12 protein-coding genes and 2 pseudogenes are annotated in these 13,438 nt (G+C 59.2%); 9 read left to right on the forward strand and 5 right to left on the reverse strand.

Annotated features, from left to right (window positions below; translation table 11 throughout):
* The first annotated feature begins 45 nt into the window (after window positions 1–45).
* Together norV and norW are read left to right on the forward strand one after the other, a co-directional pair.
* Window positions 46–1,494 carry an anaerobic nitric oxide reductase flavorubredoxin gene (gene norV, locus EDF73_RS17960; RefSeq protein WP_132730424.1) on the forward strand — a complete coding sequence of 483 codons (1,449 nt, stop codon included), beginning with the start codon at window positions 46–48 and terminating at the stop codon, window positions 1,492–1,494.
* Window positions 1,491–2,624 carry an NADH:flavorubredoxin reductase NorW gene (norW, locus tag EDF73_RS17965; RefSeq protein ID WP_132730425.1) on the forward strand — a complete coding sequence of 378 codons (1,134 nt, stop codon included), beginning with the start codon at window positions 1,491–1,493 and terminating at the stop codon, window positions 2,622–2,624. Before norV ends, norW begins: the two co-directional genes overlap by 4 nt.
* A 107-nt stretch (window positions 2,625–2,731) precedes the next feature.
* Here the strand turns inward: norW and EDF73_RS17970 are convergent, their stop codons facing one another.
* The 3 genes and pseudogenes from EDF73_RS17970 to EDF73_RS17985 form a co-directional block, all read right to left on the reverse strand.
* A complete protein-coding gene (locus EDF73_RS17970) occupies window positions 2,732–3,745 on the reverse strand; it encodes a HoxN/HupN/NixA family nickel/cobalt transporter (protein ID WP_132730426.1) in 1,014 nt (337 codons plus the stop codon).
* A gap of 2 nt (window positions 3,746–3,747) precedes the next feature.
* Window positions 3,748–3,981, reverse strand: a pseudogene (locus EDF73_RS17975) (carbamoyltransferase HypF); the annotation flags it as partial.
* 223 nt (window positions 3,982–4,204) lie between these two features.
* Window positions 4,205–5,218, reverse strand: coding sequence for a LacI family DNA-binding transcriptional regulator (locus EDF73_RS17985; RefSeq protein WP_132730427.1), 1,014 nt, complete (start codon window positions 5,216–5,218; stop codon window positions 4,205–4,207).
* A gap of 265 nt (window positions 5,219–5,483) precedes the next feature.
* Here EDF73_RS17985 and ascF point away from each other — a divergent pair, with 265 nt between their 5' ends.
* Together ascF and EDF73_RS17995 are read left to right on the forward strand one after the other, a co-directional pair.
* Window positions 5,484–6,926 (forward strand): PTS cellobiose/arbutin/salicin transporter subunit IIBC, encoded by a 1,443-nt coding sequence (ascF, locus tag EDF73_RS17990; protein WP_132730428.1) that lies wholly within the window; start codon window positions 5,484–5,486, stop codon window positions 6,924–6,926.
* Window positions 6,927–6,955: 29 nt separating this feature from the next.
* A complete protein-coding gene (locus tag EDF73_RS17995; RefSeq protein ID WP_132730429.1) occupies window positions 6,956–8,380 on the forward strand; it encodes a 6-phospho-beta-glucosidase in 1,425 nt (474 codons plus the stop codon).
* Between the two features lie 29 nt (window positions 8,381–8,409).
* Here the strand turns inward: EDF73_RS17995 and hycI are convergent.
* Window positions 8,410–8,792: pseudogene (gene hycI / locus EDF73_RS18000) on the reverse strand (hydrogenase maturation peptidase HycI); the annotation flags it as partial.
* Window positions 8,793–8,887: 95 nt separating this feature from the next.
* Here hycI and EDF73_RS18005 point away from each other — a divergent pair.
* The 5 genes from EDF73_RS18005 to sitD all read left to right on the forward strand — a co-directional run bounded on the left by EDF73_RS18005 (window position 8,888) and on the right by sitD (window position 12,975).
* The gene (locus tag EDF73_RS18005; RefSeq protein ID WP_132730430.1) at window positions 8,888–9,316 is read left to right on the forward strand and encodes a TOBE domain-containing protein; all 429 of its coding nucleotides are present in this window, start codon (window positions 8,888–8,890) and stop codon (window positions 9,314–9,316) included.
* Window positions 9,317–9,555: 239 nt separating this feature from the next.
* On the forward strand, window positions 9,556–10,473 hold the full coding sequence (locus tag EDF73_RS18010; protein WP_132730431.1) for a metal ABC transporter substrate-binding protein: 918 nt from the start codon (window positions 9,556–9,558) through the stop codon (window positions 10,471–10,473).
* Window positions 10,470–11,291: a manganese/iron ABC transporter ATP-binding protein gene (locus tag EDF73_RS18015; protein ID WP_132730432.1), complete on the forward strand. Its 822-nt coding sequence runs from the start codon at window positions 10,470–10,472 to the stop codon at window positions 11,289–11,291. The genes EDF73_RS18010 and EDF73_RS18015 overlap by 4 nt, the downstream gene beginning before the upstream one ends.
* The gene (gene sitC, locus EDF73_RS18020; RefSeq protein ID WP_132730433.1) at window positions 11,288–12,139 is read left to right on the forward strand and encodes an iron/manganese ABC transporter permease subunit SitC; all 852 of its coding nucleotides are present in this window, start codon (window positions 11,288–11,290) and stop codon (window positions 12,137–12,139) included. The genes EDF73_RS18015 and sitC overlap by 4 nt, the downstream gene beginning before the upstream one ends.
* On the forward strand, window positions 12,133–12,975 hold the full coding sequence (sitD, locus tag EDF73_RS18025) for an iron/manganese ABC transporter permease subunit SitD (protein ID WP_132730605.1): 843 nt from the start codon (window positions 12,133–12,135) through the stop codon (window positions 12,973–12,975). The genes sitC and sitD overlap by 7 nt, the downstream gene beginning before the upstream one ends.
* A 74-nt stretch (window positions 12,976–13,049) precedes the next feature.
* Here sitD and EDF73_RS18030 read toward each other — a convergent pair whose 3' ends face one another.
* Window positions 13,050–13,394, reverse strand: a complete 345-nt coding sequence (locus EDF73_RS18030) for a nitrous oxide-stimulated promoter family protein (RefSeq protein WP_132730434.1) — start codon at window positions 13,392–13,394, stop codon at window positions 13,050–13,052.
* Window positions 13,395–13,438: the final 44 nt, after the last annotated feature.

The following is a 13,438-nucleotide window of genomic DNA, read 5'->3' on the forward strand; positions in this document are numbered from 1 at the left end:
AAGCAAGACATCTTATTTGAACACGCTGAATTAATTGAGGTTGCTATGTCTATTCTGGTTAAAAATAACATTCATTGGGTTGGCCAACGTGACTGGGAAGTGCGTGATTTCCACGGGACGGAATATAAAACGCTGCGCGGCAGCAGCTATAACAGCTATCTCATCCGTGAAGAAAAAAATGTGCTGATCGATACCGTAGATCATAAATTCAGCCGCGAGTTCGTGCAGAACCTGCGTAGCGAAATCGATCTCGCCGATATCGACTACATCATCATTAACCATGCGGAAGAGGACCATGCCGGCGCGCTGACCGAACTGATGAACAGCATCCCGGACACCCCGATTTACTGCACCGCGAACGCCATCGACTCCATTACCGGCCACCACCATCACCCGGAATGGAATTTCAAGGTGGTAAAAACCGGCGATAGCCTCGACATCGGTAATGGCAAACAGCTGATCTTCGTCGAAACGCCGATGCTGCACTGGCCGGACAGCATGATGACCTACATGACCGGCGACGCGGTGCTGTTCAGCAACGACGCCTTCGGCCAGCACTACTGCGACGAACATCTGTTTAACGACGAAGTCGATCAGAGCGAGCTGTTCGAACAGTGCCAGCGCTACTACGCCAATATCCTGACGCCGTTCAGCCGGCTGGTGACGCCGAAAATTACCGAGATCCTCGGCTTCAATCTGCCGGTGGATATGATTGCCACCTCCCACGGCGTGGTGTGGCGCGACAACCCGACGCAGATCGTTGAGCTGTATCTGAAATGGGCCGCCGATTATCAGGAAGACCGGATTACCATTTTCTACGACACCATGTCGAACAACACTCGCATGATGGCCGACGCTATCGCCCAGGGGATTACCGACGTTGACCCACGGGTGGCGGTGAAAATCTTTAACGTTGCCCGCAGCGATAAAAACGACATTCTGACCAACGTATTCCGCTCGAAAGGCGTGCTGGTGGGCACCTCCACCATGAACAACGTGATGATGCCGAAAATCGCCGGCCTGGTGGAAGAGATGACCGGCCTGCGTTTTCGCAACAAACGCGCCAGCGCCTTTGGTTCCCACGGCTGGAGCGGCGGTGCGGTAGACCGCCTGTCCACCCGTTTACAGGATGCCGGTTTTGAAATGTCCCTCAGCCTGAAAGCGAAATGGCGCCCGGATATGAACGCGCTGGAACTGTGTCGCGAACACGGGCGTGAAATCGCCCGCCAGTGGGCCCTCTCCCCGCTGCCGGTCGCTGAAACCATTCCCGTGCCGCAGCAGGAAGCCTGCGCCAGTGCAGCCGCCACCGCGGCCGACCTCGGCCCATCGATGCAGTGCAGCGTCTGCCAGTGGATTTACGATCCGGCGACAGGCGAACCGAACCAGGACGTGCAGCCGGGTACGCCGTGGAGCGAGGTCCCGGATAGCTTCCTGTGCCCGGAATGCTCTCTCGGCAAAGAGGTCTTTGATGTCCTGGCAACGGAGGCAAAATGAGTGATGGCATCGTGATCATCGGCTCGGGCTTCGCGGCCCGCCAGCTGGTGAAAAATATCCGCAAGCAGGATACGCAAATTCCGCTGACGCTGATCGCCGCCGATAGCATGGATGAGTACAACAAACCGGACCTCAGCCATGTGGTCAGCCGCGGGCAAAGCGCCGATGACCTGACCCTGCAAACGGCTGGCGCATTCGCCGAACAGTACAACCTGCGTCTGTTCCCCCATACCTGGGTCAGCGACATCGACGCCGGGGCGAAAGTGGTGAAAAGCCAGGATCGCGCATGGCGCTACGATAAGCTGGTGCTGGCGACGGGCGCGACGCCGTTTATTCCGCCGGTACCGGGGCGCGAGCTGATGTTGACCCTCAACAGCCAGCGCGAATATGGCGCGGCGCAAAGCCAGCTGCGCGACGCCGGTCGCGTACTGATCGTCGGCGGCGGGCTGATCGGCTGCGAGCTGGCGATGGATTTCTGTCGCGCCGGTAAAGCGGTGACGGTGGTCGACAATTCCGCCAGCGTGCTGTCGGCGCTGATGCCGCCGGAGGTCAGCAGCCGTCTGCAGCATCGCCTGACCGGGATGGGCGTGCATCTGATGCTGAAAACCCAGCTCGAAGGGCTGGAGCAGACTGCCGACGGTATCCGCGTCAGCGTCGACCGCCAGCGGGCTCTCACCGTGGATGCGGTGGTGGCCGCCGCCGGCCTGCGCCCTGACACCGCGCTGGCCCAGCGGGCAGGTCTTAACATCAATCGCGGCGTGGTGGTCGACAGTCACCTGTGCAGCAGCCATCCGGCGATTTACGCCCTCGGCGACTGCGCGGAAATTAACGGTATGGTGCTGCCCTTCCTGCAGCCGATTTTGCTCAGCGCGATGTGCCTCGCTAAAAATCTGCTGGCGCAGCCTGGCGAACTGACGCTGCCGCCGATGCTGGTGAAGGTCAAAACGCCAGATTTACCGCTGCACCTGGCAGGCGATACGCGGCGGGAGGATCTGACGTGGCATATTGTTGCCGCGAAAGAGGGGTTAGTCGCCAAAGGCGTTGCTGCCGACAACCAGCTGCACGCCTTTGTCGTCAGCGAAGACCGGATGAAAGAGGCCTTCGCCCTGCTCAAACAGCTGGCGCGTTAACCACCTAATCCGGGTCGCGGCGTCAACGCCTTGCCCGGGCTACCGAACGGCACAGAGCCGTAGCCTGGTAGCCGGGGTGAGCCCAGCGCGACCCGGGAATATTTCGTTCAATGCGCCAGATCATCGTACCCGCGCCAGCGGTAATTGAGCACCGACAGCCCCCAGCAGGCGACAAACAGCCCGATGACCACAAAACCGGCGTCGCCAAGGTTATCATTGAGCGCGCCAACCCAGCGCCAGACGCCGCCGCTGAGGGCAAACTTGTCCATCAGCAGCCCCAGCGCTTCCAGGCCGCCGATAAATAACGCCACCACCACCGAGGTACCGGTGATGGTCATATTGTAATAGAGCTTGCGCTGCGGCTTACTGAACGCCCAGCCGTAAGCGCCGACCATCAGCACATTATCGAGGGTATCCACCAGCGCCATGCCGCTGGCAAACAGCGCCGGAAAGACCATGATTGACCAGATAGCGATCCCGCTCGACGCGCCGGCGGCGGAAATGCCCAGCACGCCGATTTCAGTGGCGGTATCAAACCCGAGGCCGAACAGAAAGCCCACCAGATACATCTGCCAGCTACGGCTAATCAGGCGAAAGGTCTTGCCAAACAGCCAGCTCATCATCCCGCCGCTCGCCACGAGCTCATCGCTCACCTTGCCGCCTTGCTTGAAGACCTGAAAACTACGCCAGACGCCACGCAAAATCACCAGATTGATCAGCGCCATCAGCAATAAAAACAGCGCCGATACCGCGGTGCCGATCGCGCTGCCGGTATCATGAAACCAGCTCATCTGCTGGCCGAAGGCGGTAGCGGTGGCGGCAATGGCCGCCGAGGCCAGCACCACGATCGACGAGTGGCCTAGCGAAAACCAGGCCCCGACGGCAAACGGCCTGCGTCCCTGCTGCATCATTTTGCGGGTCACGCTGTCAATCGCCGCAATATGATCGGCATCGACGGCGTGGCGCAGTCCGTATCCCCAGGCCAGCAGACTGGCGGCCATCAGCGCGCCGCTGTCGCCAAACGCCTGCCACGCCCAACCCCAGGCCAGCAGATTTGCCAGAATCAGTCCCACCACCAGCGCCGCGGCGCGCGGCTGCTGGCGTAAAATCGTCACTATCATGATTATATCCTATGAGCCTGCCAGCGAGCGGCGGCGACAACCGCCTGACCGAATGCGGTTGCCCCATCTCCGGCAGGCAACCGCTGCGGAAATAGCAGAGTAAAATCCGCCAGATAAAACGTCAATCGGGAGACCAGCAGCCGGTTGTGCAGCACCCCGCCGCCGCTAAAGGCCAGGGTCGCGATCCCGCGCGCGGTGGCGCAATCGCGAGCCATCGCAGCCAGCCCGCAGGCCAGACCCAGCTCTCCGTCGCGCCAGGGCAGGCGACCACGCAGGATTTGCAACCGATGCATTTACTGGCGTCGGCGATAATGAAACGGTTCATCCATTTCTCCAGCAGTAAGAAGGTTACGCCGCGGAGGAGGCATAATACGTTCCATTTTTTATCACAATGATAATAAAGGAGATTAACCAGCTAAGTTCTGTCATCGTCACATCTGACGATGACAGATGACGATGTCAGGCGAAGGGGCCTGCGGCTATCGAGTCACGTTCAATCAGCTCGCCGGGGAAGGTTTGCTGGTATTTTAGATCGCCGCCGTCGAGCATAAAGATCAGCCGGTTAATGCTCTCTTTGATCATTTCCGTCACCGGTATTTTGACGCTGGAGAGCGCCGGGACCATATAGGGCGCCAGCACGATATCATCGAAGCCAATCACCGACACCTGCTCCGGCACCTTCACGCCGTGCTGATGCAGCTGCTTCATCGCGCCAATCGCCATGTCGTCGTTGCTCGCCACCAGCGCGCTGAAGCGGGCGTTACGCTGACGCAGGGTTTCAACCCCGGCGGCGCCGGTTTCCGGCGTCCATTTCCCTTCAACAATCAGCTCGTTATTGAGCGTAATCCCGTGCTGCGTCAGCGCATCTTTGTAGCCGGAGAGACGCTCAATGCCGGTGGGAGAATCCAGCGAGCCGGTAATAAACGCGATGTCGCGATGACCGTGAGTAATGAGTTTCTCCACCGCCGCAAAGGCCGAGGCTTTTTGATCGGACCAGACGCAGTGGCTGGCGTTGCGCCGCAGGCGCCGGTTAAGCACCATAATCGGCTGCGACTGATTCTCGACGATCGCGTCCATCTCATCGACGCTAAGAAAGCGCGGGTAGATGATAATCGCATCGCAGCGCAGATCGAGCAGGTACTGAATCGCCTCGCGCTCCTCCTGTGCGCTGTGCTTACCATCGGCCAGAATCAGCTGCCGCCCCTTGTCTTCGGTCATCCGCGCGACGTGAAACAGCAGCTCGCTAAAATAGACCCCGTGATAGAGGGTGTTCGTCACCACCAGTCCCAGGGTCTGGCTCTTTTTGGTGGCGAGGTTGCGGGCCAGCAGATTAGGCCGGTAGCCGCTTTCCGCCACCGCCTGGAACACGCGATCTTTCGTCTCCTGGCTGACATAGCCGTTGCCCGACAGCACCCGGGAAACGGTCGCCTTCGACACTCCCGCGCGTTTCGCCACCTCCAGCATCGTTGCCATGTTGTTCTTCCTGTTACTCAAGATGTTCGCAGTGTACTGCACGCCTCGCCGTTTTACAGCTTTCCGATGCGCGCCCCGTGGTTTCTTCTCCGGGCGACAAAGCGATCAAAATCACAAATTTGAAAACTGATTTTTTTAGATCTTGTATGAATCAATGAAACTCATCATGATTTTGTGGAACCGGTTTCCTACGTATGTACCCTGACACGCCGTTTTACGGTGCGATAACAAGCCAGTACCCTATTGATTAAACAGGATAAAACCGATGTCTAAAAATTATGCCGCCCTGGCAAAACAAATTCTGACGGCGATAGGCGGGGTTGATAACGTCACGGCGGTCACCCACTGCATGACCCGTCTGCGCTTTGTGGTCAAAGATCATGCGCAGGTGGATAGCGCCACGCTGAAAAGCCTGAAAGGCGTGCTTGGCGTGGTACGTAACGATAACCAGTGCCAGGTGATCATCGGCAACACGGTATCGCAGGCGTTCAGCGAAGTGGTCAGCCTGCTGCCGGGGGACATGCGCCCGGAGGAACCGCAGGGCAAACCGCCGCTGACCTTAAGACGCATCGGCGCCGGGATCCTCGACGCGCTGATCGGCACCATGTCACCGCTGATCCCGGCCATTATCGGCGGATCGATGGTCAAACTGCTGGCGATGATCCTCGAGATGACCGGGGTGCTGCCTAAGGGCTCCCCCACTCTCACCATCCTGACCGTTATCGGCGACGGAGCCTTTTTCTTCCTGCCGCTGATGGTCGCCGCCTCCGCGGCGGTGAAGTTCAAAACTAATATGTCGCTGGCGATCGCGATTGCCGGGGTGCTGGTGCACCCGAGCTTTATCGAGCTGATGGCGAAAGCCGCCGAGGGCGAGCACGTCGAATTCGCCTTTATCCCGGTGACGGCGGTAAAATACACCTACACCGTTATTCCGGCGCTGGTGATGACCTGGTGCCTCTCCTGGATCGAACGTTGGGTCGATCGCATCACGCCGGCGGTCACCAAAAACTTCCTCAAACCGATGCTGATCGTGCTGATCGCCGCGCCGCTGGCCATCCTGTTGATTGGCCCGCTCGGGATCTGGATCGGCAGCGCCATCTCCGCGCTGGTATATACCATTCATAGCTATCTCGGCTGGCTGTCGGTGGCGATTATGGGCGCCCTGTGGCCGCTGCTGGTGATGACCGGGATGCACCGCGTCTTTACTCCGACGATTATTCAGACCATTGCCGAAACCGGTAAAGAAGGGATGGTTATGCCGTCGGAAATCGGCGCCAACCTGTCGCTGGGCGGCTCATCGCTGGCGGTGGCATGGAAGACCAAAAACCCGGAACTGCGCCAGACGGCGCTGGCGGCGGCGGCCTCGGCCATTCTGGCCGGGATCTCCGAACCGGCGCTGTATGGCGTGGCGGTCAGACTGAAACGTCCGCTGATCGCCAGCCTGATTAGCGGCTTTATCAGCGGCGCGGTGGCCGGTATTGCCGGGCTTGCCAGCCATTCCATGGCGGCGCCGGGCCTGTTCACCAGCGTCCAGTTCTTCGATCCGGCCAATCCGATGACTATCGTCTGGGTCTTCGGCGTGATGGCGCTGGCGGTGGTGCTCTCCTTCGTGCTCACCCTGCTGCTCGGCTTTGAAGATATTCCGCTCGAAGAGGCCGCCGCCGATGCCAGGCAGCGCCAGATCGCCACCGAAGCATCACCCGTCTGAACACTATTGAATTGAAATTGAGGTAACGCATGTCGACTTTTCCACAGGGATTTTTATGGGGTGGCGCTATCGCCGCCAACCAGGCTGAAGGCGCCTGGCGGGAAGGCGGTAAAGGGTTGACCACCGTTGATACGATCCCCCACGGCGCGAACCGGATGCCGGTTAAGCTGGGGCTGGAGAAGCGTTTTCAGCTGCGGGAAGATGAGTTTTACCCGAGCCACGAGGCGATCGATTTCTATCATCGTTATCAAGAAGATATTGCCCTGATGGCGGAGATGGGCTTTAGCGTGTTCCGCACCTCCATCGCCTGGAGCCGCCTGTACCCGAACGGCGACGAGCTGCAGCCCAACCCGGAAGGTATCGCCTTCTATCGGGCACTGTTCGCGGAGTGCAAAAAGCACGGCATCGAGCCGCTGGTCACCCTGTGCCACTTCGACGTCCCGATGCATCTGGTCACCGAATACGGCTCCTGGCGCAATCGTAAGATGGTAGAGTTCTTTACCCGCTACGCCCGTACCTGTTTTGAAGCCTTCGACGGGTTGGTGAAATACTGGCTGACCTTTAATGAAATCAACATCATGCTGCATAGTCCGTTCTCCGGCGCCGGGCTGGTGTTTGAAGAGGGTGAGAATCAGGAGCAGGTGAAATACCAGGCTGCGCACCACGAACTGGTGGCCAGCGCGCTGGCGACCAAAATCGCCCATGAGGTGAACCCGCAAAACCAGGTGGGCTGTATGCTGGCGGGCGGCAATTTCTACCCTTACTCCTGTAAGCCGGAGGATGTGTGGATGGCGCTGGAGAAAGATCGCGAAAACCTGTTCTTTATCGACGTCCAGGCGCGCGGCGCCTACCCGGTATGGGCGGCGCGGGTATTCCGCGAAAAAGGGGTCACCATTGCCAAAGCGCCGGGCGATGACGAGATCCTGAAAAATACCGTCGATTTCGTCTCTTTCAGCTATTACGCCTCGCGCTGCGCTTCGGCGGAGATGAACGCCAGCAATACCAACGCGGCTAATATCGTCAAATCGTTGAAGAACCCGCATATTCAGGCCAGCGAATGGGGCTGGGGCATTGATCCGCTCGGCCTGCGTATCACCATGAATATGATGTATGACCGCTATCAGAAGCCGCTGTTCCTCGTGGAAAACGGCCTCGGCGCCCGGGATGAGATCGACGCCAACGGCGAGATTAACGATGATTACCGCATTAGCTATCTGCGCGAGCATATTAAAGCGATGCGCGACGCCATCGAAGACGGTATTCCAGTGCTGGGCTACACCAGCTGGGGCTGCATCGATCTGGTTTCCGCCTCAACCGGCGAGATGAGCAAGCGCTACGGCTTTATCTACGTTGACCGCGACGATGCCGGCCGCGGCACCCTTGCGCGCAAACGTAAGAAGTCGTTCTGGTGGTACAAGAAGGTGATTGCCAGCAACGGCGAGGATCTGGCGTAAGGGCACCATCCCCGTAGCCCGGCTAAGCGTCAGCGCGGGCCGGGGAAACCCGTCTCCGCCGCCGCTTCCAGCGGCGCGAAGCCGCCCTGTTCCTGCCAGGCGCGCAACGCGCGGTAAACCTCTTCGACGGCCGCGTTAACCGGTTCGGTCAGCGGGTAATAAAAACACGATATCCGGCTGAATGCCTAAAAAAATCACCGCGCCCACGTCCTCTTTCAACTGATCGATCAGATAGTTAAGCGGCATATTGTGGGTAGTCAGCATAAACATCTCCGCAATATCGTCCGGGTCGATAAGGCGGATTTCGCCGGGGGTTAAGTCCCATATCGGTGGCATCGACGATCGGCAGGCGCTCGGGACGCAGCTCGCGGATCGCCACGATATCGTTTTCCGGGGCGCTGCCGCCGTCAATCCCCCCCTCCTTTCCCGGATGAAACGTTTGGGTATTAACAAGAATGAGCTAGTATAAATTCGCGAGTCACTCAATCAGCCACACAAGGAGATATTATGGCGGTATCAGCACGTAACCAACTGACCGGCACGGTCAGCGCCGTCGCCACCGGCGCGGTCAACGATGAAGTTGAACTGACGCTGACCGGCGGCGCGAAGCTGGTGGCGATCGTCACCCACAGCAGCAAGGAAGCGCTGGGTCTGGTCACCGGTAAAGAAGCCATCGCGCTGATTAAAGCGCCGTGGGTGACCCTCGCCACCGAGGATTGTGGCCTGAAGTTCTCCGCCCGCAACCAGTTTGCCGGCAGCGTCACCCGTGTCACCGAAGGTGCCGTCAATGCGACGGTCCATATTCAGACCGACGCCGGTTTTGAGATTGTGGCCGTCGTCACCAATGAAAGCCAGGACGAGATGAAGCTGGCTCAGGGCAGCCGCGTGCTGGCGCTGATCAAAGCTTCCGCTATTCTGATTGCCACCCGCGCTTAACGGCGCGATGCCTCGTCCGGGCGACGGAACCGCAGCGGTTCGCGTGGCCCGGATAAGGCGCTAACGCCGCCATTTTCACCCTGTCGTCCCTCTTTTCCCGGCCCCTGACTCACTTCCCGGCCTTATCATTCGCCCCCTATCTAAATAATAATCATTTTCATTTATAAATAGCCTATGCTATATAACATAGCACTGGCTATAACAGATGATTAATTCACCATACCGATGCGAGGGATCCTATGCTCCACCTGCCGGCTCTGAAACACCTGATTTTTACCGCTCTGCTGACGCTGCTGGCGATCGCCCCGGCGCAGGCCAACGAGAAATTTAAAGTGATCACCACCTTTACGGTGATTGCCGATATGGCGCAAAACGTCGCCGGCGAGGCGGCGCAGGTCAGCTCGATCACCAAACCCGGGGCCGAGATCCACGAATACCAGCCCACCCCGGGCGATATTAAGCGCGCCCAGGGGGCACAGCTGATCCTCACCAACGGCCTGAACCTTGAGCTATGGTTCGCCCGTTTTTATCAGCACCTGAACGGGGTGCCGGAAGTGGTGGTCAGCGCCGGCATTCAGCCGATGGGGATTAGCGAGGGGCCTTATAACGGTAAGCCTAATCCGCATGCGTGGATGTCGGCGGATAATGCCCTGATCTACGTCGACAATATCCGCGATGCGCTGGTGAAGTACGATCCGGCGAACGCCGCTACCTATCGCCAGAACGCCGCGGCCTACCAGGAGAAAATCCGCCAGACCATGGCGCCGCTGAAGGCGGAACTGGCAAAACTGCCGGAAGAAAAACGCTGGCTGGTGACCAGCGAAGGCGCGTTCTCCTATCTGGCGCGTGATAATGGACTGAAAGAGCGCTATCTGTGGCCAATCAACGCCGATCAGCAGGGCACGCCGCAGCAGGTGCGCCAGACCATCGACACCATGAAGAAGGAGCATATCCCGACCATCTTCAGCGAAAGCACCATCTCTGATAAACCCGCGCGCCAGGTGGCGCGGGAAGCGGGCGCCCACTACGGCGGCGTTTTATATGTTGACTCGTTGAGCGCCGCCGATGGCCCGGTGCCGACCTACCTGGATCTGCTGCGCGTCACCACGCAAACCATCGTCCAGGGGATCAACGACGGCCTGAGGAAACAGTCATGAGCGCAGAGCTAGCGGGCCTGGCGGTCAACCAGGTCAGCGTCACCTATCGCAACGGCCACACGGCGCTGCGCGATGCGACCTTCAGCGTGCCGCGCGGTTCGATTGCCGCGCTGGTGGGGGTCAACGGGTCGGGTAAATCCACCCTGTTTAAAGCGCTGATGGGTTTCGTCCGCGTGGCCCGCGGTGAGATTGCCATACTCGGCCAGCCGGTTAATCGCGCGCTGCGCCAGAACCTGGTGGCCTATGTCCCGCAGTCCGAGGATGTCGACTGGTCTTTCCCGGTGCTGGTGGAAGACGTCGTCATGATGGGCCGCTACGGGCACATGGGCTGGCTGCGGCGGGCCAAAGCCGACGATCGGGAGATTGTCGACGCGGCGCTGGCCCGCGTGGGCATGAGCGACTACCGCCACCGGCAAATCGGCGAACTGTCCGGCGGGCAGAAAAAACGGGTGTTTCTCGCTCGCGCCATCGCCCAGCAGGGCAAAGTGATTCTGCTGGACGAGCCGTTCACCGGTGTAGACGTGCAGACCGAGGCGCGAATCATCGCCCTGTTGCGCGAGCTGCGCGATGAAGGCTGCACGATGCTGGTCTCAACCCATAATCTCGGGTCGGTGAGCGAGTTTTGCGACTACACGGTGATGGTCAAAGGCACCGTGCTGGCCAGCGGCCCTACGGAGAGCACCTTTACCGCCGAGAACCTCGAACTCGCCTTTAGCGGCGTATTGCGCCACGTGGTGCTCAACGGCGGAGAAGAGCGGATTATCACCGATGATGAGCGGCCGTTTATCAGCCGTCGGGCGGCAGGAGGCAAAAGATGAGCTGGCTAATCGAGCCGTTCGGCTACCAGTATATGCTGAATGCGATGTGGGTCTCGGCGCTGGTGGGCGGCGTCTGCGCCTTTCTCTCCTGCTACCTGATGCTCAAAGGCTGGTCGCTGATTGGCGATGCCCTCTCCCACTCCATCGTTCCGGGAGTGGCGGGCGCCTATATGCTCGGCCTGCCCTTCGCCCTCGGGGCGTTTCTCTCCGGCGGGCTGGCGGCGGGCAGTATGCTGTTTCTCAATCAGCGCTCGAAGCTCAAAGAGGATGCCATTATCGGCCTGATTTTCTCGTCGTTCTTCGGCATCGGGCTGTTTATGGTCTCGCTCAACCCAACCTCGGTGAATATTCAGACCATTATCCTCGGTAATATTCTGGCTATTGCCCCGGAGGATATTATTCAGCTGGCGGCCATCGGGGTGATTTCCATGACTCTGCTGCTGCTGAAATGGAAAGATCTGATGGTGACCTTTTTCGATGAAAGTCATGCCCGCTCCATCGGTCTGAATACCGGCGCGCTCAAGCTGCTGTTCTTCACCCTGCTGGCGGCCTGTACCGTCGCGGCGCTGCAAACGGTGGGCGCCTTTCTGGTCATTTGCCTGGTGGTCACCCCCGGCGCGACGGCCTGGCTGTTGACCGACCGCTTCCCGCGTCTGCTGGCCATTGCGGTCGCCATCGGTAGCCTGACCAGCTTTTTCGGCGCCTGGCTCAGCTACTATCTCGACGGCGCGACCGGCGGCATTATCGTCGTGGCGCAGACCCTGCTGTTTTTAATCACCTTCGTTTTCGCGCCGAAGCATGGCCTGCTGGCCAGCCGCCGTCGCGCCAGGGAGGCCTCATGCTGCTGAACTCGCTTCTTGAACCCTTCCAGTTTTCATTTATGGTCAACGCCCTGCTGGTGTCGGTTATCGTCGCCGTCCCCTGCGCGCTGCTGTCGGTGTTCCTGGTGTTGAAAGGCTGGGCGTTGATGGGCGATGCCATGAGTCACGCGGTGTTTCCCGGCGTGGTGGTGGCGTACATTATCGGTATTCCGTTCGCTATCGGCGCCTTTATCGCCGGGCTCTTCTGCGCCATCGCCACCGGTTATCTCGACGATAACAGCCGCATTAAGCGCGATACGATTATGGGGATTGTCTTTTCCGGGATGTTTGGCGCCGGTCTGGTGCTGTATGTCGCCATTCAGTCTGAAGTCCATCTCGACCATATTCTGTTCGGCGATATGCTGGGGATTTCCGCCAGCGATATCGGGCAAACATCGGCGATAGCACTGCTTATTGCGGCGATTATTGGGCTGAAATGGCGCGACTTTCTGCTGCACGCCTTCGATCCGCATCAGGCGAAAGCCAGCGGATTGCGCTGCGGCGTACTGCACTATGGGCTGCTGTGCATGATCGCCCTGACCATCGTGGCGACGCTAAAATCGGTAGGGATTATCCTGTCGATCTCGCTGCTGATTGCCCCCGGCGCCATTGCCCTGCTGCTTACCCGACGTTTCATCAGCGCGCTGCTGCTGGCGGTGGGAATCGCCGTCAGCTGTTCTTTTGCCGGCGTCTGGCTGTCGTTTTATCTCGACAGCGCCCCGGCGCCGACGATTGTGGTGCTGTTTACCGTGCTGTTTGTCATCACCTTTATTGCGACGTCAATACGTGACCATAAGACGGAGGCGTATTCGGGCGGCCTGTAGGCCGGGTAAACGCGATGGTAGCCCGGCCAAGCGCAGCGTCGGGTGACGAAGCGCAGAGTTCGCTCCCGCAGCGGCTACTTTTTCGGCCGGTATTTCTCCGGGAGTTCGGGAACCGGGCGTTTATCATCCAGCAGATGGCGCAAGGTGAGTATCGGGTGACGCCAGAGCATCCGCGGCCCCGCCCAGCGCATGATCTGCTTCATCTCTTCGCGTTTCGCCGGCTGGTAGCAGTGCACCGGGCACTGCTTACAGGCCGGTTTCTCTTCGCCAAAAATACATTTATCCAGTCGCTTATCAGCGTAGGCGTTGAGTGCCAGATAGTGCTCCACATCGGCCTGCGCCTGCGGGCAGCGCCGCTGATAGAGCGCGATCATGCGGCGAATAGTCTTTTTTTCACGATCGATACGTTTCCCCGCCATGGCCCTTCCCCACCATTAAAGATGCAGAAATAATACACCTTTAA

The sequence above is a fragment of the Klebsiella sp. BIGb0138 genome (genome assembly GCF_004342285.1).
Lineage (GTDB): Bacteria > Pseudomonadota > Gammaproteobacteria > Enterobacterales > Enterobacteriaceae > Klebsiella.